This is a genomic window from Larkinella humicola (assembly GCF_008727875.1).
Lineage (GTDB): Bacteria > Bacteroidota > Bacteroidia > Cytophagales > Spirosomataceae > Larkinella > Larkinella humicola.
In genome coordinates, this window is record NZ_VTWS01000004.1 from 388019 (window position 1) to 410577 (window position 22559).

Here is a 22559-nt window from a genome sequence, read left to right on the forward strand (position 1 = left end):
ATAAAAGATATGCTTTCGATTATACTGCTGTCTGTATTTGGAATCGTACTTCTGTACCTGGGCTTTCTGAAGTCCCGGGCGGTTCTGTTACCGGCGACTTTATTTTTTATCCTGCTTGCCCTGGGAGCCGGTTTTCTGGAGTGGAATAAATCGTATCTGTATTTCGGCGACATGCTGCTGATCAGCAACACTGCCATTTTATTTACCAGCATCGTGCTGATTTCAGCGTTTATGGTCGTTGCCCTTTCCGGCGATTTTCTGGACGATGAAGCCGCTCAACCCGCTGAATATTACGCCATTCTGTTGTTTTCCATCGTCGGTGCCATCATGATGATCGCCTACGAAAACCTGATTATGCTCTTTGTTGGCGTCGAAATTCTATCGGTCTCCATGTACGTCCTGACGGGGAGCGACAAGCGGAATCTGCGTTCCAACGAAGCGGCTTTGAAGTATTTTCTGATGGGTTCTTTTGCCACCGGCATCATGCTTTTTGGCATGGCGTTGTTGTACGGAGCGGCAGGTTCGTTCACGCTGACCGATATCAAAGGCTACATCGCGCTGGCGCAGGGTCGTCCTTCGCTGCTGCTGTATATGGGCGTATTGCTGGTGCTGATCGGCATGCTCTTCAAAGTATCGGCGGCTCCGTTTCACTTCTGGACACCCGACGTTTACGAAGGCGCACCGACCTTATTTACCGCTTTTATGTCGACGGTCGTAAAAACCGCCGGTTTTGCGGCTTTGCTCCAGTTGCTGTCGGTTGCTTTCGGGGCCATTTACGGTTTTTGGTGGATTACGCTGGCGGCTATTACCGGGCTGACCTTGCTGATCGGAAACCTGACAGCAGCTTACCAGGACAGCTTTAAACGAATGATGGCCTATTCGAGCATTTCCCACGCCGGTTATTTGCTGATCGGTTTGGCGGCTCTGGGTCAACAATCGAAGCAGGCGCTGGTCTTCTATTCATTGGCCTATTCCGTTGCTACCATCGCGGCCTTTGGCATTCTGCTGGTGGTGGCCAAACAGCGTGCTTTCGACGGACGCCCCGACGACACCTATACCGCTTTCAACGGATTATCGCGGCAGAACCCGTTGCTGGCGTTCATTCTGGCCGTTTCCATGTTGTCACTCGCCGGGATTCCGCTGACGGCCGGTTTCTGGGGCAAATTCATGGTTTTCTCGGCGGCAATCGACAAAGGCATGGTCTGGATTCTGGTGCTGGCGGTGTTGATGTCGGCGGTAGGGATTTATTACTACTTCCGGGTGGTGATCGCCATGTATTTCCGGGAAGGCTCATCGACCTACATTCAGGTGGCTCCGTTCTACCGGTTTGTGTTGATCGCGGCCACGGCCATCACGATCATTCTGGGGCTGGTGCCCGGTTTATTTCAGAATTTGATGTAGAGCATGGTAACCGTTGGCTCATAAACTCCTCACCAGTAAAGGTGTAAGCCGGGCAGTTATTTACCTTTGAGTTCTCAGACAACTAAAATCCTCTGCACCAGGTGATCAGTGTGAATAACAGCCAACCTAAAACCAAAGAAGTAAAAGGGAAAAGCTTTTTTACATTCTTTTTAACGGCGCTTTTAGGGGCAACGGTCAATTTCGTTTCCCAGATCTTTTACCGGAAATTCTTCAATTTTGACACCAGCGTTTTATTGGGCTACCTGACAGCCACGGTGGTCAGTTTTCTCCCGACCAAGAATTACGCTTTTGCGGCCCGTGAAACCGGCAACACCGGTCGTGAAGTCGTCAAGTTTCTGGTGATCGCACTGGTTGCCTGGGGCGTACAGGTGGGCATGGCCGTTGCGACGCTGAAATGGGTGGCCAATCCGTATTTTCCAGCGGTATCGTTATTCTGGCGCGAAAAAAGCTCACACGTCGTCGGAATGGGATTCAGCTTTCTGGCCAATTATTTTGGGCATAAACTGTTGACCTTCCGCAGCACCGGCATGTATGACCGGTTCAAAGCCCGATCCGGTCGTGGTACTGAATAAATACCATATGTAATGTGATAATAAGAAGCCTATCCTATATTTTACCAGTTGAGAGGCAGGATGTTATTGTATTTTTTGATTTTATGTTAAATTTACGACTCAAACCTTAAACGCCCCGAGACGAAATGAAAAAAGTATTCGCACTTCTGTTCGTAGGCAGCATGCTTACTTTCGCAGCTTGCCAAAGCAAACCCAAAACGGAAGAAACGACAACGACAGACAGCACGGCTACGATGTCATCAGACAGCAGCACCATGTCGACCGACAGCGCAACGGCTGCTCCGGCTGACAGCGCGGCTGCCGATACGACGAAGTAATCCGACGATCTGAAAACGAACTGACGGAAAAAGCCTTATCTTTATGATAGGGCTTTTTTGTTTTTAGTGGGAATGGAAGTACTTCGTCTATTTGAAAAACACCTGCCGGGCCATGCCGTCACCTATTGTTACGATTTGTGGAAAAACCATCCCTTCACATTTGTTGCGTCGCGTCCCCGGCGTACGAAGCTGGGCGATTTTCGGGCCGAGCCCGGAAAAGGATTGACCATTACCGTCAATAGCGACCTGAATCCCTACGCTTTTCTGATTACGTACCTGCACGAAGTGGCTCATTTGCTCGTTTATCAACGCTACCGCCGGTTTGGGCAGCCGCACGGACCGATCTGGAAAAAAACCTTCCGGGAAGTCATGCAGCCTGTGTTGCACGAGTCGGTTTTTCCCAAAACCGTATTGATTCCGTTGAAACAGTACCTGAGTAACCCGGCGGCTTCGACGGGGGCACATCCGACGCTCACCCGTTCGTTGCGGGAAATGGACGAGCAACCTGCCGGGAAACAGTTGCTGGTGGAGATGCCGGAAGGGGAGACGTTTCGTTTTTTGCAGAAAGAATACATCCGGGGCATGAAACGGCGAACCCGCGTCGTTTGTACGGAGAAAACTACAGGATTGAGAGTATCGATTTGGGCGCATGTTTGGGTGGAAAAAACGGACTAGATGCGGGTTGGCTGCTTGGCTGCTTGGAATCGGATGGGCTCTGGCTACGCAGGCGCAACCGATACCGTCCGCATTGGCCGAGGGGGCGTGGCTGAAAATAGGGATTACTAAAACCGGTATCTACAAACTCGATGCGGCTTTTCTGACGAAATCGGGCGTCCCGGTTTCGACCGTCGACCCGCGCACGATCCGACTTTTTGGCAACGGCGGGGCTGCCTTACCGCAGGCCAACCACAAAGACCGTCCGCGCGACCTCACCGAAAATGCCACCTGGGTAACCGGCGAAACCGACGGCCGGTTCGATGCCAGCGATGCCGTCTATTTTTTTGCCGAAAGTCCGCACCCCATTTCTTACGATTCGACCACCCGGCGATTTTCGCACCAGATCAACCCCTACACCGATACGACGTATTATTTTCTGACGTTCGGCCAGAAAACCGGCAAACGCATCGCCACTCAGCCTACGCTGCCGCAAACCGGTACGGTAATCACCGAATTTGACGACTACGCGTTTTACAAAGCGGGCGGGGAAATGACCAACCTGGTTCGGTCGGGCCGGGAGTGGCTGGAATACCTCGGCATTGGAACCGATAAAACCGTATCGTTCAATTTGCCTGGTATAGTAACCGGTTCGAGTGCGCTGGTGACCTCCGATGTCGTAGGGCGTGCGCTGATCAATACCCAGTTTCAGTTGAAATGGGGGGCGCAATCCGTTGGAAACCAGGCCATCGAAAGCGTAACGGATTACCAGTATGATCGGAAAGGCCGTCAAAACCGCCAGACGTTTACCCTAACGCCCGTTTCGCTGGAAAGTGCGGTGAAACTGACATTGACGTACGACAGAAACGGGCAGGGCTATCTCCAATCGCTGGCGCTTCAGACCCGGCGCATCCTTCGCCGGTATGACGAACCCTTTCTTTTCCGATCGCTGGAATCGGTCCGTTTCGCAACCGTTCGCTATGTTATTCAACAGGCCAATGCGACGATGCAGGTGTGGGATGTGACCAACCGGCAACGGCCGGTTTCGATGCCCGTCACGGTCAATGACAAGCAGGAGGGAAGCCTGCCGGCCGTGGGAAACCGCTTGCGGGAATACCTGATTTTTTCGCCGGAGCAGGCAAGCGCGCCCGAAACCGCCGTTGCGGTTGCCAACCAGAATCTCCAAAGCCGCGAAACGCCCGATTTGCTGATCATTACCCCGGCAAGCTGGCGAGTGCAGGCCGAACGGCTGGCTGATTTTCGCCGGAAAAACGATCAGCTCACGGTGCTGGTTGTCAGTTCGCAGGAAGTGTACAACGAATTTGCGTCCGGTCAGCCCGACCCCACGGCCCTTCGGGATTTCGCCCGTTTGCTGAATAACCAGACACCGGGTAAGCTCAAATACCTGCTGCTGTTTGGCGATGCGACGTTCGATTACAAAAACTATTCGAAGTTGCTGACCCCGGCTCAACTGGCGGCTACGCTGCCAACCTACGAAAGCCGGGAGTCGCTGCACCCGGTTTTGAGCTACAGTTCCGACGATTATTTCGGGTTTCTGGAAACCGCCGAGGGCGAATGGACGGAAGATTTTTCGGGCGACCATTCACTGGACATTGGCGTGGGCCGACTGCCGGTGAAATCCGCTGAAGAAGCCCGGACGATGGTCGATAAGCTGATCCGCTATGCCGCTACGGGGAAACTGCCGGGCGACTGGCAGACGAAAATATCGTTTGTGGCCGACGATGGCGACCGCGACTTTCCGAACATTCACCAAACCGATGCCGACCGGCTGGCCCAGAAAATAACGACCTTACGACCGCCGTTTCGGACCGAAAAGCTGTATCTGGACAGTTTTACCCAGGAGTCGAGCCCTGGCGGGCAAAAAGCTCCGCTCGTGAATCAGGCCATAACGAAAGCGTTGAACGACGGTCGGTTGATTGTCAATTATACGGGCCACGGGGGCGAGTCGGGCTGGGCCGAGGAACAGGTGGTGACTTTGCAGGATATTCTGGGCTGGACCAACCAACGGCTCCCGATTTTTGTGACGGCCACCTGCCAGTTTGGTCGCTACGACGATCCGGCGCAGACGTCCGGAGCCGAACTGGCTTTACTGAACCCGCAGGGCGGCAGCATTGCCCTCCTGACGACGGCCCGACCAGTTTACGCCAGTACGAATTATCTGTTGAACAACGCGTTTTACGATGCCCTCGCCCAAAACACCGCCGACGGTGCGCCCCGGCTGGGCGATTTGATCCGTCTAACTAAAAATGGTAGCCTCAGCGGTAGTCTGAACCGCAATTTTACGCTTCTGGGCGATCCGTCCATGCAACTGGCTTTTCCAACGGCCCAGGCCGTGTTGACCCGCATCAACGGAAAAACCGTTGGAGCCCAGGCCGACACGCTCCGGGCGTTGGAAACCGTTCGGTTGGAAGGCGAAGTTCAGCAGGGCCGGTCGGTTCTGAATCCATTTAATGGGTACGTAAAAGTGACGCTGTTCGACAAAGCGGACACCGTAACGACCAACGGCACCGAGTTCAGTCCGCCCATGAACTATGCCGACTACCGAAGTCCGTTATATGCCGGTCAGGTGCGCGTTCAGAATGGCCGGTTCGTCTGTCAGTTTGTGATGCCCAAAGATCTGGACTACCGCGTTGGTCTGGGAAAACTGTTTCTGTATGCTGTTCAGGCGGACAGTCTGGTCGAAGCCGCCGGGAGTTACGATAATTTATTAATTGGTAGCAGTGTCCCTAATCCGGTGGCCGATACGAAGCCGCCGGTCATCCGGCTGTTTATGAACGATACGACTTTTGTAGACGGCGGAACGGTTTTTGGACCGATTACTACACTGATTGCCAAACTTAATGACGAAAATGGCATCAATATTGCGCGTAACGGTATTGGTCACGAAATAACGGTCCGGTTGAACGAGGGGACGCCGGTTGTGGTGAATGCGTATTTTACCCCCAATCTGGATGATTCGCGGGGCGGGACGGTTCAGTATGACTGGCCGAACCTGCCACCGGGTGCGTACACAGTTCAGGTAAAAGCGTGGGATGTTTACAATAATCCGTCGGAAACAACGTTGACTTTTGTAGTTTCCGCACAACCGCCCCTGGTCATTCGGTCGGTTGCTGTAACACCCAACCCATTTCAGGAACAGGCAAACTTCGGTTTGCAACACAATCGGCCCGGCGATGCGTTAGAGAGTACGCTGCTGATTACCGATTTGAGCGGCCGAACGGTGAGCGAACGAATCGATCAATGTTCCAACTGCAACGCGTCTATTACCGGACTAAGCTGGAACGGAACCATGCCGGGCGGAGCTGCCGTTATACCCGGTTTGTATGTATATCGGCTTATTTTGCGTTCAATGTCGGATGGCTCGTCGGCCATGCATTCGGGCAAGTTGCTCTACGTTAGATAGTTATAAAAATATATTCTAATCGTCCTTTTATATTCTATCTTAAACATCGTAAATTTGGCGTTCTTACCCTGGTTACCCAACGAACGCGCTGATTCGGGAGTTAATTAAACCTCTTTTATGACACGTACCTTATCGTCAATTTGTTTACTTGGTTGCCTGACACTTCCGCTTGTTTCAAATGCCCAGGTTAGTGGGGGGTTATTGGGGCAGGACACGGTCGCGTACCGGATTCCTCAAATGTCTTTGCCGTTCCTGAACTTTACGCCCGACGCCCGTAGTGCCGGGTTGGGAGATGCCGGTGCCGCGCTGGGTGCCGACGCCAATGCGGTTTTCTGGAATCCGGCGAAGCTGGTTTTTGCCGAGAAGAATCAGGGGCTGGCGTTGTCGTATACGCCCTGGCTGCGGAGTATCGGGGTAGACGATATGTATTTTACGTTCTTATCGGGCTACAAAAAAGTGAGCAAGAACGATGTGATCGGTCTTTCACTGATGTATTTCGATATGGGAACCATCGACTTTACCACCATTCTGGGTCAGCCGGCCGGTTCGTTCAACTCCAGAGAATATGCCGTTACGGCTTCGTATTCCCGCCGGTTGTTTCAGAACTTCTCGATGGGCGTCAACCTGCGGTACATCAACTCGAACCTTTCCGGCAATTACTCGGTCAATGGCGTCTCGCTGAAACCGGCGTCGACGGCGGCTTTCGACATCAGTGCTTTCTACCAGAACGAAGTGCGGGACGATATTACCGGCAAAGGGTTCAAGTGGGCTTTCGGCGGGATTATTTCCAACATTGGCGGTAAAGTAACGTATGGTACGTCTACACCTGCGCCCATCCCAACCAACCTGAAATTAGGGACGGCGCTGACGTTGTATACCGATAAATTCAACAAATTCAACTTTATCCTTGACCTGAACAAGTTGATGGTACCTACTCCGCCGGTGTACAAAACCGTCAATGGGGTGGTTCAGTACAACGGTACCACGCCTATCATTGCGCAGGGAAAAGATCCGAACCGGGCTACGCTCAGTTCCATTTTTGGTTCATTCTCCGATGCGCCTGACGGCTTCTCGGAAGAGGTGAAGGAAATCAACATTGCCACCGGTATTGAATACTGGTATAACGAACAGTTCGCTGCCCGCGTCGGGTATTACCACGAACCTCGCCTGAAAGGTGGCCGCCAATACTTTACCACCGGTTTGGGCATTCGGCTGCAACAGAAATACGGGATCGACTTTGCCTATTTGATTCCGGTCACGCAGGGTAGCCCGCTGGCGCAAACCTTCCGGATTTCGCTGATTATCGACATCGACAAAAAAGCCAAATCGGCCGAAGTGGACGATGCCGATGACAATCTTGAATAAGCGAACCTAACTCCACTTGTAACGATGGCACCCTTCGGGCGTGCCATTCTTTTTTTACCGCCTGAGCATTGCAATTGATTGAACAATGGAAGTTGTAAACCGAACCGAAGCACCCGAATACAAACGAATTGAAGAGGTCAGGGTGCCAGCCATCGCGACGCTGACGATGGACAATGGTCAGCCGCTGTATTGGATCAACGCCGGACAACAGCCCGTTATCCGGCTGGAAGTGATTTTCGACGCCGGGGCGTGGTATGAACCCTTACCGGGGCTGTCGTCGCTGGCGATGAAAATGCTGACGGAAGGAACCCATTCTCACTCTTCGGCCCAAATCAGTGAATATTTTGACCGCTACGGGGCTTTCGTCGAGCAGCAAAGCGGGACCAACCGCGCCAGCCTGACGGTTTACGGTTTGACAAAGCACCTGCCGGCGTTGTTGCCGATGATTCAGGAAATGCTGATGGAGTCGGTTATTCCGGAAAAAGAACTAAATCACCAGAAAAACATTACGCTGCAAACACTGCGGGTGAATCTGGAAAAAAACAACTTCGTTGCCAGCCGCCTGATTCGGGAAAAGGTTTTTGGAGCTCACCATCCCTACGGCCATAACCAGAAACCGGAAACGCTGGAAGCGATTCAGCGGGAAGGTATTGAAGCGTATTACCGGCAACGCATTCGGCAACGGCCCTTCCGGGTCATGGTGGCCGGACAAATTACCGAAACCGAAATTTCCCTGATTAATCAATACCTGGGCCATCAGGTGGTTGAAACCGTTCCGGAAACCGCTAATGCGGCCAAAACCGCCATCAGCGATCTATCGCCGGGTCTGGTCGACAAACCCGACAGCCTGCAATCGTCGATCCGGCTGGGGCGGTTGCTGTTTACCCGCAAACACCCGGATTATTTTCCGACGCTGGTGATGAACGAAGTGCTGGGTGGTTATTTCGGCTCCCGGCTGATGAAAAACATTCGGGAAGAAAAAGGATTTACGTACGGAATCTGGTCGAACCTGGCGATGCACCCCAATGAGGGATCGTTCCTGATCGGAACCGACGTCAAACGCGAAAATACGCAGGAAACACTCGACGAAATCGGGAAAGAAATCGGGCGGCTGCGCGAGGAACTGGTGCCGGAAAACGAACTGGAAACGGTTCGGAACTACATGGCGGGCTCCTACGTGGGCAATCTCAATACGCCGTTTGAAATTGCCGACCGCTACAAAGCGTTGCTCTTCGACGGTTTACCCGCCGATTACATCTCGACCTACATCGAACACATTCGTGCCGTCACGGCCGAACAGGTTCTGGAAATGGCCAACCGGTATTTGCCGGATGGGTCATTGATTGAGGTGGTGGTTGGGGGGAAATAGTACTCACGGACTTATTGATTTAAACAAAATAACCGCCGAAGTGAAGGTTTATCAACCCACTGCTTTAGCTGTGGGCTGATAAACCAAATATGAATCCAGCGATTATTTTGTTTAAATCAATAAGTCCACGGGTGCTTACTGAATTTCAAACGCCGATAACTCCACAAACTTCGCGACACGCTCGTTGATTTCGTCGGTCGTTAGATTGAAAAGCCGTTCGGCACCGAATTTTTCGACGCAGAACGACGCCATGGCGGAACCGTAAATAATACCGCGTTTCATGTTGTTGAACGACACATCGCCGGTGCTGGCCAGGTAGCCGATAAAACCGCCCGCAAACGTATCACCCGCACCGGTTGGATCAAAGACTTCTTCGAGGGGCAGCGCGGGCGCAAAAAAGATGTGGCCACCGTGGAACAGCAGCGCGCCGTGTTCGCCTTTCTTGATGATCACGGTTTGGGGTCCCATCGCACCAATCTTGGCAGCTGCTTTCACCAGGGAATATTCGCCGGACAACTGGCGGGCTTCCTCGTCGTTCACCGTCAGCACATCCACCAGTTTGATCACGTCCATGAGGTCGTCCCAGGCGATGTTCATCCAGAAATTCATGGTGTCGAGCATGATCAGTTTCGGGCGGTTCGGAAGCCGTTCGATGACCAGTTTCTGAATGGCTGGGGCGGTGTTGCCCAGCATCAGAAATTCGCAGTTGCCGTAAGCTTCGGGAATAACGGGGTCGAACTTTTCCATCACATTCAACTGCACATCGATGGTATCCCGCGTATTCATGTCATTGTGGTATTTCCCCGACCAGAAAAACGTTTTTTCGCCTTTCCGGATTTCCAGCCCGGTGGTATCGACGCCGTGGCTCTCGAGGATGTCGATCATCTCCTGCGGGAAATCGTCGCCGACGACGGCTACCAGGTTGTTTTCATTCGTAAAATACGATGCTGACAGCGTAATGTACGTGGCGGCTCCGCCGATGATTTTATCGGTTTTGCCGAAAGGCGTTTCCAGCGCATCGAAAGCCACTGAACCAACGGTTAACAAACTCATGCTGATTGAATAAATACAGTGTGAACTAACTTGTTGAACGAACAGAAGGCTGACTGCCAGCCCCAGATTGTTGCGAAGATAGGAAAACTACGCCATTTGCCACTCGTCACAACGCGCTGACTTCCGACGAACATTGTGTAGATTTGTGGTCGAAGAAAACCGTAGGGTCGGATCGACCGATTGAAGAATGACAACACCGACACAGCCGCTAAAGTTATACAATACGCTCACCCGCCGGAAAGACCTGTTTGTACCGATTGCCGCGCCTTACGTGGGCTTGTACGTTTGTGGGCCAACGGTTTATAACTACGTGCATTTGGGCAACGTCCGCACGTTTCTGACTTTCGATACACTGTTTCGGTATTTGACGCACATCGGCTACAAAGTTCGGTATGTGCGGAATATTACGGATGTGGGCCACCTGGTGGGCGACGGCGACGATGGCGAAGATAAGATCGGGCGGATGGCGAAACTGGAGAAGATCGAACCGATGGAAATCGTGCAGCGCTACACGAACGATTTTCATTCGGTAACGGAGCTGTTCAACCTGCTGTCGCCCAGCATCGAACCCACCGCAACGGGCCATATGGTCGAGCAGATCGAAGCCGTCCGCGTGCTGATCGACAAAGGGCTGGCCTACGAATCGAATGGCTCGGTGTATTTCGATATTTTGCAATACAACCAGCAGGGCGGTAACTACGGCAAACTGTCCGGGCGGATTCTGGAGGATCTGCTGAACGAAACCCGCGATCTGGATGGTCAGTCGGAAAAGCGGAATCCGCTGGATTTTGCCCTCTGGAAAAAAGCCGCCCCCGAACACCTGATGCGGTGGCCGTCGCCCTGGAGCAACGGTTTTCCGGGCTGGCACTTGGAGTGTACCTGCATGAGTACCAAATACCTGGGGAAACAGTTTGACATTCACGGGGGTGGAATGGATTTGAAATTTCCACACCACGAATGCGAAGTGGCGCAGGGACAAAGCATTTACGGCGAAGAACCGGCGCGGTACTGGATGCACTCCAACATGCTGACGGTGAACGGACAGAAAATGTCGAAGTCACTGGGCAACTCCTTTCTGCCGTCGGAACTGGTGACCGGAACGCACCACCTGCTCGAACAGCCCTACAGCCCGATGACGGTGCGGTTTTTCATGTTGCAATCGCATTACCGGAGCACGCTCGACTTTTCGAACGAAGCCCTCAAAGCGGCCCAGAAAGGTTACAAACGGCTGGCAAACGGGTTGCGAATCGCGAAGACATTGACCTATACCGCAGCCGATGACGTGACGGTTGATGAGAAAAAGCAGCAGGAAATTCGCAAGGCGATCGCCGATTTTTACGGTGCCCTGAACGACGATCTGAACACGGCGGTGGGCATTGCCCAACTGTTTGCGTTGCTGAAATACGTTAACATGCTGTATGCAAATCAGCTTCAGCCGGCGGCTTTGGGAGAAGAAATCTTTACGGAACTGAAAGAGTCGTTCATTCAATTCATGGAAGGCGTTTTGGGACTGACCGAAGAAAAGACCGAGAGTAATGCGGTATTGGATGGTATGCTGACGTTATACCGGGAGTATAAAGACCAGAAGCAATACGATAAAGTGGATCAGGTCCGTTCCTATTTCAAGGCGCAGGGGCTGGCCATCAAAGATATGAAGCACCGGATCGACTGGGCTTACGAAGAGTAGTCAAATCTTATCGGTAAAACATGCGCCTAAACAGGAAAATCATTCTCTTTTGGCTGGCTGCGGTGATCACCGTCAGTTCCTGCAAAAGCAAAAAACAGGATCAGCAGGAAAATCAGGCCACCGAAGTCAAAACGGTTACGGCTCCGGCGTTCAATGCGGATTCGGCTTACGCGTACGTTGCGAAGCAGGTGGCGTTTGGGCCGCGGGTGCCCAATACCGATGCGCACCGGCGTTGTGGAGACTACCTGATTGCCCAACTGAAGCAATTCGGCTGTGAGGTCACGGTGCAGAACTTTACGGCTACGACCTACGACAATCTCAAATTAAACGCCCGCAACATCATCGGCAGCATCAATCCGAATGCGCCCAAGCGGATTGTTCTGGCGTCCCACTGGGATTCCCGCCCGTTTGCCGATCAGGACAGCGTGGCCCGGACCAAACCGGTGATCGGTGCCAACGACGGGGCCAGTGGTGTCGGTGTTTTGCTCGAAATGGCCCGGACCATTCAGCAATCCGGCGTGAAGCCCGATGTGGGTATCGATCTGATTTTCTTCGATGCCGAGGACTGGGGTAATTCCGAACAGGCGAAAGACGAATACGGCGGTTTTTGCCTGGGGTCGCAATATTGGGCAGCCAATAAGCATAAACCGGGATATGCAGCTTATTACGGCGTTTTGCTCGACATGGTGGGTGCCAAAGGGGCTACGTTCCTGAAAGAAGGCAATTCCATGCAGTATGCGCCCACGGTGGTCAACAAAGTGTGGGAAACGGCCAGCCGCATGGGCTACAACCAGTATTTTGTCGACACGGGCCAATCGGGTCCCGCCATTACGGATGATCACCTGCCGGTCAACAAAGTCGCTAAAATTCCGATGATCGATATTATCCACCTGAAAGTGGAGTCGGGAAGTTTCTTCAAAGACTGGCACACGGCCCACGACGACATGGACAACATTGACCGCGGCACGCTCAAAGCCGTCGGCCAGGTATTGCTGCAAACGCTATACAATGAACAATGAACCGTTAACCGCATTTGATTTCAGGACGGGTCGGCGGTTTTTTCTTCGGCTGTTCATCCTTCCGGGTGCTTTGTTCCTTCTAGCAAGCTGCTCTCCTCCGCCGGATCAGCTTGGTAAGCTGGATCTGGTCAAATGGCGGACGGATCGGGGTGGTTGCAACGGCGTTAGAGCCACACTGGTCGATGATTTCAAAACCGTTCGGCAGGAATTGAAAGGAAAATCCTCGAATGAAATTGGCCAGATTCTGGGTCGCCCGGACAGTGAGCAACTGGACGACCGCAACCAGAAATTCTACATTTACTTTCTCGAAAAAGGCGTACACTGCGAGGACCCAAAGGTGAAAACCGACAGCCGCTCGGTGGCGCTGCGGATCAGTGCGATTGGATTGGTGACGGAGATTACATTTCAACGAGGGAGGCCCTGACGTTTCCATGCTCCTCCCCCGGTTAAAACCCACCGAATCTAAATATAAAACTTTTTCCGTTCAATAATCTCTCCCACTACGTCCGGGACCAGATAGCGAATCGAGCGGTTATTTTTCAGGGAATCGCGGATGAAGGTGGCGGAGATATCGAGCAGGGGTGCCTGCACAAACCGCACATTCGGGTGTTGCTCCAGCGGACTGGGTTCGCTATTCGGGCGCGGGTAGACGTACAGCCCAAAATACTCCAGAATCTGTTCGTGGTTCTTCCAGTTCGGAAACTGCGCCAGGTTATCACCCCCGATGATGAGTTTAAACGCGTGCTGCGGGTATTTTTCCTGCAGCCGGATCAGCGTGTCGATCGTGAAGCTGGGGCGGGGCATGGAGAATTCGATGTCCGTCGCTTTCAGTTTCGAATTGTCGGCAATAGCCCGCTCCACCAGATCGATGCGGTCGAACTCGTGCAGCAGGCTTTTGTTCTTTTTAAACGGATTTTGGGGAGAAATCACAAACCAGACCTGTTCGAGATCGGTGGTGGTCGCCATGGTGTTGGCGATGATCAGATGGCCAATGTGTACGGGATTGAAAGAGCCGAAGAATAAGCCGATTTTCATGAGCAGACCGCGTTCAGACTTACCATCCGGTTCGTATTATACGACAGTAGCTTTTTCCGGAATGATGTTCTCGTTCAGGAAATTATCCGTCAGTTTCTGTGCTTTTTCCAGGGTTGTTTCCAGGTCGTCGTTCACCAGAATAACGTCGAACTGATCCTGAAAGCTCATTTCGAAGTGGACCTTAAACAGCCGTTTTGACAGGCTGTCATCGGTTTCGGTTCCACGGTCCAGTAAGCGTTGTTTCAGGGTTTCTTCGTCCGGCACTTTCACAAAAATGGCCAGGGCTTTGTCTCCGTAGTATTTCTTGAGTTTCAACCCGCCCTGAACGTCGACATCGAACAAAACGTGCTTTCCGTTACTCCAGACGCGTTCGATCTCGGATTTGAGCGTTCCGTAGAAGGCGCCGACATACACTTCTTCCCACTCGACGAACTCGTCGTTGTCAATTTTTTCCTTAAAATCTTCGGGAGTCAGAAAGTAATAGTCTTTGCCGTTTTGTTCTGCGCGGCCCCGGCGGTCGCGGGTGCAGGCGGAGATTGAAAAACCCAGATTCGGGTTTGTGGCTAACAAGTGCCTGACAATGGTGGTTTTACCTGAACCGGAGGGTGCCGAAAAAATAATCAGTTTGCCGTCCAATGCCGCTTATTTAGTGATTTCGGATCGAATTGCGGCCGCAATTTTGTCGGGGCAGCACTTCTTTTCAACTTTGCCCTGCAGGGCTTCTTTGATACACTTTTCAAGGTGGTACATATCGATGCATGGTTTGCAGATATCGATATGTTGCTTGAAATGTTCTTTTTCTTCTTCGGTAGCCCCACCGTCCAGAATCGACTGAATCCGTTTCAGGCACTCGGCCTGATGTTCGCAGCTTTCCTTCATGGGGGCGGTCGCCTGCCTACCCTCTACACCAACCGTAGTCGACGAATGCAATGTGCCTGACATTGGAAATGTTTAATTTATTCCAGAAATTGTTCTACAATATGTAACTTGACATAACAACCAAGTATCTATCTCAAAAAGTTTCAGTTAGTCATCATTTTTGTTGTAACCCATTGACGCTGCGTATTCTTTCAGCTTGTCTTTCAATAGATTCCGGGCACGGTGTAACCGTGAGCGAACCGTTCCAATCGGAATATCCAGAATTTTGGCCATTTCCTCGTAGGTGAATCCTTCGATGTCACAGAGGATAATAACCGTCCGGAAATCGACCGGCAGCGAGTTGAGCGCGGAGGCCACTTCGTCACCAATCATGTCCTGCACCGTTTCGAACCGAAGGTCCGTCGTGTGCTCGGTTTCCGATGCTTCGTCAGAATTGTAGGTTGTCTCTACATCCTGATAATCAACCTTCGCCGGTTCTTTGCTTTTCTTGCGATAATCGTTGATGAAGCTGTTCTTCAGAATGCGGAACAACCACGCTTTCGCGTTAGTTCCCTGTTCGAAGGAGGAGATAAATCGAAAAGCTTTTAAATAGGTATCCTGCACCAGGTCGTTCGCGTCATCTTCGTCCATCGTCAGGCGGAAGGCAAAGTTGTACATGGAGTCGATGTGGGGCATGAACTCCTTGTTGAAGACCTGGTACTTTTGTTCGTCTGTATACCCTTGGAGTTGCGTATCTGACATAATTTCGGGCATCGTCGTCATAAAATTACAAATGAAAATTAAATGGCATCCATTTTTTTCTCGGGTTCAATACATACGGATGCGTGACAAGTAGCGATGTTTCATAGAATCAAGGGGTTAGCGCTTGAGAAAGACTATTTAACGGATAATAAAAAATTCAACGGCAATGTTTTAAGAATACTGCAAAAATCAATCCTAGCCGGTTTTGATCTCAGGAATCGCAAGGAACAAGACAAATTGGCAGGACGCAAGCCGGGGGTGATGGATGGTTGGTTAAGGCGGATGGAAGGACAGAAATAGAGAGTGAAAATCAGAACGTCAGGAATCCAGTTTGATGAGGGGGAGCGTGACCAAAAATTGTCCATTCTCTTCGTGTACGGTCGGGCGGGGTTGATTTAACATCTGGTATTTACTCAAAATATTGGAGATTCCGACGCCATTCGAAAAAATGCGGGAGGGTTTCCGCTGCAGGTTGTTGGCGACCCGCACCGTGCCTTCGTCGGTGGTTGCGATCTCAATCAGCAGGGGCTGGTCGGGTAGAATCATGTTGTGCTTGACGGCATTTTCCACCAGAAGCTGGAGCGTCAGCGGGGGCAGTTGGTGGCTCCGGTACCGTTCATCTACGCGCAACCGGAGTTCCAGCCCATCGCCGTGGCGGGTTTTCAGGAGGTGAAAATACGAGCGGATAAAATCAAGTTCGGTCGTGAGCGAAATGAGATCCTGCTCGTTGGAGCGCAGCAAATACCGATAAACGCTGCTGAGTTCCTCCAGAAATTGACCCGCCTGTTTCGGATTTTCTTCGATCAGGGCGCCGAGTGAGTTCAGGCTGTTGAACAGAAAATGCGGATTGACCTGCTGCTTCAGGGCTTCCAGTTGGCTTTGCAGGTTGGCGATTTTGAGTTGCTCCTTTTCTTTTTCTGATTGGCTGAGCAGGATCGAAATGCGAAAGGCTTCGTAGACGCCCAGAATCACCAGTGTGATGGTGGTGGCACTGGATAAAAGACTGTCACTTGATCGGGTTTGAAACGACACACGCCCCGTCAACAGGAACGACGAAATCCCGCTAACCAGAACCAGGATAACGCATGTTGTTATAAAGCAGACCGGTGCGGTCCACACCAGGCGTTTGATTACCTGCGAGCGGTGTGGATACCGCTTCAGAAAAAATCCGATCAATAACCGGTTCATTTCCCAAATGACGGTCATGAACACCAGAGCAATGGCGATTTTGATCAGACCGAGCTGGGTGATCGGCGGGCGCAAATACCCGGTTGAGCTGACACTCAGCAGTGTCAACAGCAGAATGCCACCAATCCGGAGCCCGCGGTTATGGAGTCGGTCCAACATGAAGGTGTGTTTAGGCAAGGGCGTTAAAACACTGCAAATGTGTGCAAAAAATCCACATCGCCAACATTCACTTGCGCTTACGAAACCAGCGTGATGCTCAGTCCCTGCCGCAAGGTATTGTGGATTTCAGCAATGCGGTCCGTGTGTTTAATCAGCGCGTCAATTGCTTCCGCAGGAGCGTCGGAGACGACCCGGGCTTTGTATTGAAAATTGCTCCCCGGTTCGCCCACGCCCCCGAACTGGCCGGTGCAAACAACCTCCACTTCCGACACGGTGATGTTTCGTTCGGCGGCTTCCCGGTAGATGTCGTTGCAGAAGCAGGTTGCCAGCGACAGTAGGAGAAGTTCGCCCCCGTTGAGCGATGATCCGTAGCCCGACGGTTTCGGGGAAATCTGGACGGTTTTTGCATCGCCGTTGGTTTGCACGACCACCTCGTGCTGCTGGAAGGTATTTTTGAGGGAAGCGGAAATTTCCATGCCTTTGCGGATTTAAATCGGGTTGGATCGCGTCTCCCCGCGGTTTTTATGCTCTGGTAAAGCTACTGAAAAGGAGAGACGCTTCAAAGTCTGTCAGCAGGAGCAACGCGGTGTAGGTCAAGTCATTCTTACTGACAAAATTTCTTTTTTGACGGTACTTTTGGCAGAAAACCGGTCCTGATTCTGCCACTTTTTCTGCCAGAAATCCCGTTGGCACAGGGTTTGAAAAACCGGTTTCTGACGGTGAAAACCGCTCATCGATGTTCATTTCTGTATTGTTTAACTTTTAAAAAAGGAGGTTGATATGTCACTCATCAAAAGGAATGGGGCTTCGTCCCCGGCGTTTCCGGCTTTGTTCGATGACTTTTTTAGCCGGGATCTTTTTAATTGGAACAACAGCAATTTTTCCACAACGCAAACGACCATTCCGTCGGTCAACATTAAGGAAACCACCGAAGCGTTTGAGGTAGAACTGGCAGCGCCCGGTATGGAAAAAACAGATTTCAATGTTGAACTGGACGGCAATCAGCTCACGATTTCCTCAGTAAAACAGCACAGCGAGGAAAAAGAAGCGCAAAATTATTCGCGCCGGGAATTCAGCTACCAATCCTTCCAGCGCAGCTTCGTGCTTCCCAAAGACGTGGTGGATGAAGACCGGATTGAGGCCAAATACAAAAAAGGCCTGCTGCATCTGACAATTCCCAAGCGGGAAGAGGCCAAACAAAAAGGCCCGAGACGCATCGAAATCGGCTAAGCCGGACGGCCTGCTCCCCGAGCAGGCCGTTTTTTTGTGCCGAAAGGATGGGCTAATTTCCGGTTTTCAGGTGGTTGTCAACCAGTTACTGCCATGGGTCCACCAGTTACCAGATTTTTGCTACCAGTTACCACTCCGGCGTTGTGGCCCCTTGGCCGACCCACTACTTTTGATGCAACAACGGGCCAAAAAACAGCGAAACCCGGACTCTCACATCATTCCAAACAATTCCTTACAAACACTACGATGAACACATCCATCCCTTCTTCGACCACCAATTCGATTCTGGACAATTACGTTTCGGTCCTGAAAAAGTACAATGATTTCAACGGGCGCGCCCGGCGGAGCGAGTACTGGTATTTTTTCCTGATCAACATGCTGGTTACGCAGGCGATCAATTTTACCAACATCCTGCTTTTCGACGGTCTGGCGGTGATTGGCTGGATAACAATGCTGTTTAACCTGGCGATCCTGGTTCCTTCGGTTGCCGTAGCGATCCGGCGGATGCACGATGTCGGCAAGAGCGGCTGGTATGCTCTGATTCCGTTTTATAACCTGATCCTGGCCTGCACCGAAGGCACGCGTGGCGTCAATGAATATGGTGCCGACCCGAAAGCCAAAGCTGCCACAGTCGCCTGATTTTCTCGATTTTAAGTATAAATGAACCCGCCCGATTCACCAGAGTTGGGCGGGTTTTTGTGGAGTACAGGTTTAATAACCAACTGGCTGAGGTCTGTTTGGGAAGGTATTATGGTTTCGTTAATTATATAAAGCACTAACTATCATTAAATTAGAGGTTGATTACTGGTTAGTTATTGTGCGGATCAGCGGAACCGGTGTTTGGGGTAAACTATTGCCTACTTCAACAAAGAGCTTCATCAGTGGCTGATTAACATAATAGTTACTGCGGCCAATTTTCTGCTTATGCACAAAACCCTGCTCCGTCAGCAGTTCCAGGTAGCGTGTCGCTGTCAGACGGGTTACGCGAAGGTCGTCCATCAGGAAATCAATCTTGGTGTAAGGGTGCCGAAATAGATTATTTAGCAAATCCTGGCTGTAGAGTTTGGGCAGCTGTACACGAAGGTTATGCTTATATTGCTGCATCATATCTCGAATAGCCTGTATGAGCACAATCGTTTGCCGGGCGGTCTGCTCTACACCGTCCAGTATATAGAGTATCCAGCTTTCCCAATTCTGCTGGTCCCTTACAGCTTGAAGATGTTCATAATAACCGGCTTTGTTCTGAATAATGTAACGACTCAGATAAAGAATCGGTAGGTTGAGTAGCTCCTTCTGCACTAAATACAGAATATTAATGATACGCCCGGTGCGGCCGTTGCCGTCGTAGAAAGGGTGAATACTTTCAAATTGGTAATGCACAACGGCCATCTTTACGAGGGGGTCGACATCAAGCATCGTATCATCGTTGATAAATAACTCTAAGTTGCTCATCAGTTTTATCACCATGTCTGCTTCCTGCGGTGGCGTATAGACAACCTCTCCCGTTTGACCATTGCGAAGTACTGTTCCCGGTAAGCGACGGAAACCAGCATTGTTTTGCTCTAACTCTTGTTGGATAGCGAGAATATGCCGTAATGTTAGCAGCTTTTGCTCACGCACCAGCGCAAAGCCCTTTTTGAGCGCGTTGGCGTAACGTTGCACTTCTTTCGTAGCAGGGCTGGTGAGGAGGCCTGTAAACAGCTCAGCCCGGAAAAGATCGTCGTGCGTTGTGATTATATTTTCTACTGCTGATGAATCTTTCGCTTCTTGTAATGCCAGTGTGTTAATTAAAATTGATTCATTTGGAATCGTAGCAGCCACGCCCTTCAACTCAGCCAGATACCGATGAGCAGCCGCTACTTTGCGGAGGATGGCGCGGGATTCAAGATCAGCGATTGGGGGTAAGGGTTCTAGAATAAATGGCATGACGGAAATTAATAGTTACGACACATGTATAAAAAACGTACGTTTTCTATACATGTGTCGGCTAATATATATAGAAAACAGGCTTTTCCTGTATATATTAGCCGTGGCGGATATTGACTCAGTGTAAATTTGGCAGGAAATGGGATCTTGTCCGTCAGCGGGTTATACTGGTTTCACCCGGGCTGTGAAGGGTCGCGCTTTTGCCAGTGATAGGCCGCAACCGAGTTCTTCCAAAAGTACTTTTCGGCTACGGTTCGGCCTTTCGCGTTGAAGTATTCCCTAACCAGGCCCAATCCGACGTGAAAAGGCCGCCACTGGTCGCTATTCGGCCAATCACTGCCATAAAGCAACCGATCTTCGCCAAAGAGATCGAAGAGCTCATCCAGCCGTGCCTTGTAGAAACTGAGCGTCTGTGGAATCGTTCCGTCCACCCGGCGCAGGACTTCAGAAATCTTCGCATACACCTGGGGCCGCTTGCCCAACGCCTGCAGGTCGGCTTCAGCGGTTTTTCGGGCCGCAGCCGCTTCCGGCATGGTCATTTGGGGAAGATGATCGACGATGACCCGCAGATCCGGCACCAGATCCGTAACCCGCACGATGGCCGCCAGGAGCGCTGGATTCGGATTCGCCGTATCCAGCACCAGTCCGGCCTGAGCCAGGAAGCGAAGGTCCGCTACGAACCGGGGATTGGCTAGTTGGCGGGACAGATCGTGTTCCCAGAGATTTCCGTAGCGAATTCCCCGAAACAGCGGATTGCGTTGGAAGCGTTCGAGTTGCTGGCGGAAGTCCGGCTTGCCCGGCTCAAGATTGCCCACGGTTCCGACGATGATTTTGTCCGTGGCCGCAACGTCGAGTACCCACTGGTTGTCTTCGGCCCAGGAACTGGCTTCCACGACCATTGCGCCCACAATGCCGAGGGGCACCGCAATCTTGCGGTAGCGGTCCGGCAACGCGGGTTTATACAGAATGCCGTCTTTCTTGGTCGGCCAGGGCACCCCTTGCGGGCGATCCGTATCGAACAAATGAATGTGGGTGTCAATGACCGGGATGGCGGTATCCTCCGTCCGGTCCGCCGGGGAAAGCCCGGTCGCAGCGGAAGCACCGACGGCCAGGGCCAGAAAATTTCTGCGGTTCATGGACCTAAAATTAGTAGTTCCCGGGAAACTTGAGCAGGCTTTGGCGCGGTTTGTATTTGCGGTTTAGTCTTAATGGCCTGATTTTGCTACTCTTCAGTGTCCGGGTCCGGTTTTGGGTGGCAGGGGCACACTTGGCAAACCCGATGTCCTCGGCCACGTACATATCCCACTGGCAGAGCGGGTAGCCCTTCAGCGGCAGCAGCAACGCCGTATAGTGGTAGAGGGGCAATTCCGAAATCTGGCAGGTGTATTGCTGGCTTTCCAGCATCGCCCGGCCGACCCGCCGGAGCCTCGAACGGATCGGTTGGATAATCGCGATTCGGTTAGTAGACTCCCCTTTACTTCTCTATGATCAAGCCTACGATTAGCCTGGCCAATGGGATGAATAATACATCCGTAGGTTACCTCATTTTACGTACTTCCGCCAGTTATGTTGCTCCTTAAAGCCCAGCACTTCCCGGATTTTGCGATTGGAAAATAGGGCTTCATGCGCTTCCAACTCGCGACGGAGTGGTACACCGGGAAAGAATTGTTCCGCCAGTTCTTTACTGGACAGAATGGCCCCATTGTGGTCGTTCCCGGCATTGAATACTTGGTAGCCCAGCCCATCTTTTTGCAAACATAAGTCGACAATCTGGCCCAGATCCCGCGCATCAATATAACAAAAAGCGTTACGGCGACGTACTTCAGGGTGAGCCAGATAGTAAGGGAACAGCTCCCCGTATTCATGGGGTTCAATCACATTGCCAATCCGCAGGGCATAGATATCCACGCCCGAGCGTCGCTGAAAGCTGCGGGCCGTTTGTTCATTGACCACCTTCGATAAGCCGTAGCTATCCATGGGATCTACGTCATAGTCCTCTTCCAGGGGCAAAACTTTCGGGTTGGTTTGCCCATCCGAAAAGCAGATGCCATAAGTGGTCTCCGAGGAAGCAATAATAATTTTTTGAATCCCCAGTTTAACCGCGGCTTCAATCACATGGTAGGTACCCAGGGTATTGACCCGAAAGGTTTCGTTATCGGGTTTGAGTAAAATGCGGGGTACGGCGGCAAAATGAACGACGGCATCAAATCGGGGTATGCCCGTACCGGGTTCCAACTCGTCGAAGCTGGCATAGGCACTGAGCGCATTAAACATTTGACCCGAATCGGTAATGTCGGCGATCAAATTGGTGACTCCCGGGTGCTGCAACGGACTCAGGTCAACATTCATCACGGTATGGCCTTGCTTCAGTAAGTAGGCAATGACGTGCCTACCGGCTTTCCCAGATCCCCCGGTAAAACAGATTCGCTGTTTAGTCATAAATGTGTTTGGTAAAACGATAAAGGTAGTAAAGCAAACTAACTTATAAACGAAGGTCAATCCTTTATTCAGCTATGGAT

25 protein-coding genes are annotated in these 22559 nt (G+C 51.6%); 13 read left to right on the forward strand and 12 right to left on the reverse strand.

Annotated elements, in window-relative coordinates:
• The first annotated feature begins 9 nt into the window (after window positions 1-9).
• The 7 genes from F0P93_RS17590 to F0P93_RS17620 all read left to right on the forward strand — a co-directional run bounded on the left by F0P93_RS17590 (window position 10) and on the right by F0P93_RS17620 (window position 9123).
• Window positions 10-1401, forward strand: a complete 1392-nt coding sequence (locus F0P93_RS17590; protein ID WP_150878230.1) for an NADH-quinone oxidoreductase subunit N — start codon at window positions 10-12, stop codon at window positions 1399-1401.
• Window positions 1402-1502: 101 nt separating this feature from the next.
• Entirely contained in the window at window positions 1503-1994 is a 492-nt protein-coding gene (locus F0P93_RS17595) for a GtrA family protein (protein WP_150878232.1), read from the forward strand.
• 125 nt (window positions 1995-2119) lie between these two features.
• Window positions 2120-2311, forward strand: a complete 192-nt coding sequence (locus F0P93_RS17600) for a hypothetical protein (protein ID WP_150878234.1) — start codon at window positions 2120-2122, stop codon at window positions 2309-2311.
• A 72-nt stretch (window positions 2312-2383) separates the two neighbouring features.
• A complete protein-coding gene (locus tag F0P93_RS17605) occupies window positions 2384-2986 on the forward strand; it encodes a SprT-like domain-containing protein (protein ID WP_138992710.1) in 603 nt (200 codons plus the stop codon).
• A gap of 7 nt (window positions 2987-2993) precedes the next feature.
• Entirely contained in the window at window positions 2994-6389 is a 3396-nt protein-coding gene (gene porU / locus F0P93_RS17610; RefSeq protein WP_225309525.1) for a type IX secretion system sortase PorU, read from the forward strand.
• A 117-nt stretch (window positions 6390-6506) separates the two neighbouring features.
• Window positions 6507-7754 carry a type IX secretion system outer membrane channel protein PorV gene (porV, locus tag F0P93_RS17615; protein ID WP_150878238.1) on the forward strand — a complete coding sequence of 416 codons (1248 nt, stop codon included), beginning with the start codon at window positions 6507-6509 and terminating at the stop codon, window positions 7752-7754.
• An 85-nt stretch (window positions 7755-7839) separates the two neighbouring features.
• Window positions 7840-9123 carry a M16 family metallopeptidase gene (locus F0P93_RS17620; protein ID WP_150878240.1) on the forward strand — a complete coding sequence of 428 codons (1284 nt, stop codon included), beginning with the start codon at window positions 7840-7842 and terminating at the stop codon, window positions 9121-9123.
• A 135-nt stretch (window positions 9124-9258) separates the two neighbouring features.
• Here the strand turns inward: F0P93_RS17620 and F0P93_RS17625 are convergent, their stop codons facing one another.
• Window positions 9259-10176 (reverse strand): PfkB family carbohydrate kinase, encoded by a 918-nt coding sequence (locus F0P93_RS17625; RefSeq protein WP_150878242.1) that lies wholly within the window; start codon window positions 10174-10176, stop codon window positions 9259-9261.
• Window positions 10177-10363: 187 nt separating this feature from the next.
• Here F0P93_RS17625 and cysS point away from each other — a divergent pair, with 187 nt between their 5' ends.
• From cysS to F0P93_RS17640, 3 genes are read left to right on the forward strand one after another with little or no spacing between them, the layout of a single operon-like run.
• Window positions 10364-11863 (forward strand): cysteine--tRNA ligase, encoded by a 1500-nt coding sequence (cysS, locus tag F0P93_RS17630; RefSeq protein ID WP_150878244.1) that lies wholly within the window; start codon window positions 10364-10366, stop codon window positions 11861-11863.
• A 20-nt stretch (window positions 11864-11883) separates the two neighbouring features.
• Window positions 11884-12882 (forward strand): M28 family peptidase, encoded by a 999-nt coding sequence (locus F0P93_RS17635; protein ID WP_150878246.1) that lies wholly within the window; start codon window positions 11884-11886, stop codon window positions 12880-12882.
• Window positions 12872-13306, forward strand: a complete 435-nt coding sequence (locus F0P93_RS17640; protein ID WP_225309526.1) for a hypothetical protein — start codon at window positions 12872-12874, stop codon at window positions 13304-13306. Before F0P93_RS17635 ends, F0P93_RS17640 begins: the two co-directional genes overlap by 11 nt.
• Window positions 13307-13344: 38 nt before the next feature.
• On the opposite strand, the gene nadD is transcribed toward F0P93_RS17640, so the two are convergent.
• The 4 genes from nadD to F0P93_RS17660 all read right to left on the reverse strand — a co-directional run bounded on the left by nadD (window position 13345) and on the right by F0P93_RS17660 (window position 15558).
• Window positions 13345-13917 carry a nicotinate (nicotinamide) nucleotide adenylyltransferase gene (gene nadD, locus F0P93_RS17645; RefSeq protein WP_150878248.1) on the reverse strand — a complete coding sequence of 191 codons (573 nt, stop codon included), beginning with the start codon at window positions 13915-13917 and terminating at the stop codon, window positions 13345-13347.
• Between the two features lie 36 nt (window positions 13918-13953).
• Window positions 13954-14553: a guanylate kinase gene (gmk, locus tag F0P93_RS17650; protein ID WP_138992718.1), complete on the reverse strand. Its 600-nt coding sequence runs from the start codon at window positions 14551-14553 to the stop codon at window positions 13954-13956.
• A 6-nt stretch (window positions 14554-14559) separates the two neighbouring features.
• Window positions 14560-14859, reverse strand: coding sequence for a zf-HC2 domain-containing protein (locus F0P93_RS17655; RefSeq protein WP_225309527.1), 300 nt, complete (start codon window positions 14857-14859; stop codon window positions 14560-14562).
• Between the two features lie 84 nt (window positions 14860-14943).
• Window positions 14944-15558 carry a sigma-70 family RNA polymerase sigma factor gene (locus F0P93_RS17660; protein ID WP_114404520.1) on the reverse strand — a complete coding sequence of 205 codons (615 nt, stop codon included), beginning with the start codon at window positions 15556-15558 and terminating at the stop codon, window positions 14944-14946.
• Window positions 15559-15633: 75 nt separating this feature from the next.
• Here F0P93_RS17660 and F0P93_RS17665 point away from each other — a divergent pair, with 75 nt between their 5' ends.
• Entirely contained in the window at window positions 15634-15837 is a 204-nt protein-coding gene (locus tag F0P93_RS17665) for a hypothetical protein (protein ID WP_114404519.1), read from the forward strand.
• 18 nt (window positions 15838-15855) lie between these two features.
• Here the strand turns inward: F0P93_RS17665 and F0P93_RS17670 are convergent, their stop codons facing one another.
• From F0P93_RS17670 to F0P93_RS17680, 3 genes are all read right to left on the reverse strand, one after another.
• Window positions 15856-16884 (reverse strand): sensor histidine kinase, encoded by a 1029-nt coding sequence (locus tag F0P93_RS17670; protein WP_150878250.1) that lies wholly within the window; start codon window positions 16882-16884, stop codon window positions 15856-15858.
• Window positions 16885-16961: 77 nt separating this feature from the next.
• On the reverse strand, window positions 16962-17360 hold the full coding sequence (locus F0P93_RS17675; protein WP_150878252.1) for an OsmC family protein: 399 nt from the start codon (window positions 17358-17360) through the stop codon (window positions 16962-16964).
• A 46-nt stretch (window positions 17361-17406) separates the two neighbouring features.
• Window positions 17407-17628, reverse strand: a complete 222-nt coding sequence (locus F0P93_RS17680; protein ID WP_150878254.1) for a hypothetical protein — start codon at window positions 17626-17628, stop codon at window positions 17407-17409.
• A gap of 36 nt (window positions 17629-17664) precedes the next feature.
• On the opposite strand from F0P93_RS17680, the gene F0P93_RS17685 reads away from it, so the two are divergent.
• Window positions 17665-18114: an Hsp20/alpha crystallin family protein gene (locus tag F0P93_RS17685; protein ID WP_150878257.1), complete on the forward strand. Its 450-nt coding sequence runs from the start codon at window positions 17665-17667 to the stop codon at window positions 18112-18114.
• A 246-nt stretch (window positions 18115-18360) separates the two neighbouring features.
• Window positions 18361-18753 carry a DUF805 domain-containing protein gene (locus F0P93_RS17690; protein ID WP_114404513.1) on the forward strand — a complete coding sequence of 131 codons (393 nt, stop codon included), beginning with the start codon at window positions 18361-18363 and terminating at the stop codon, window positions 18751-18753.
• A gap of 162 nt (window positions 18754-18915) precedes the next feature.
• Here F0P93_RS17690 and F0P93_RS17695 read toward each other — a convergent pair whose 3' ends face one another.
• The 4 genes from F0P93_RS17695 to F0P93_RS17710 form a co-directional block, all read right to left on the reverse strand.
• The gene (locus tag F0P93_RS17695) at window positions 18916-20040 is read right to left on the reverse strand and encodes a Fic family protein (protein WP_150878259.1); all 1125 of its coding nucleotides are present in this window, start codon (window positions 20038-20040) and stop codon (window positions 18916-18918) included.
• Window positions 20041-20213: 173 nt separating this feature from the next.
• The gene (locus F0P93_RS17700) at window positions 20214-21176 is read right to left on the reverse strand and encodes an amidohydrolase family protein (RefSeq protein ID WP_150878261.1); all 963 of its coding nucleotides are present in this window, start codon (window positions 21174-21176) and stop codon (window positions 20214-20216) included.
• Window positions 21177-21186: 10 nt separating this feature from the next.
• The gene (locus F0P93_RS17705) at window positions 21187-21444 is read right to left on the reverse strand and encodes a hypothetical protein (protein WP_150878263.1); all 258 of its coding nucleotides are present in this window, start codon (window positions 21442-21444) and stop codon (window positions 21187-21189) included.
• Window positions 21445-21582: 138 nt separating this feature from the next.
• Window positions 21583-22479, reverse strand: coding sequence for an NAD-dependent epimerase/dehydratase family protein (locus F0P93_RS17710; protein WP_150878265.1), 897 nt, complete (start codon window positions 22477-22479; stop codon window positions 21583-21585).
• Between the last annotated feature and the right edge of the window lie 80 nt (window positions 22480-22559).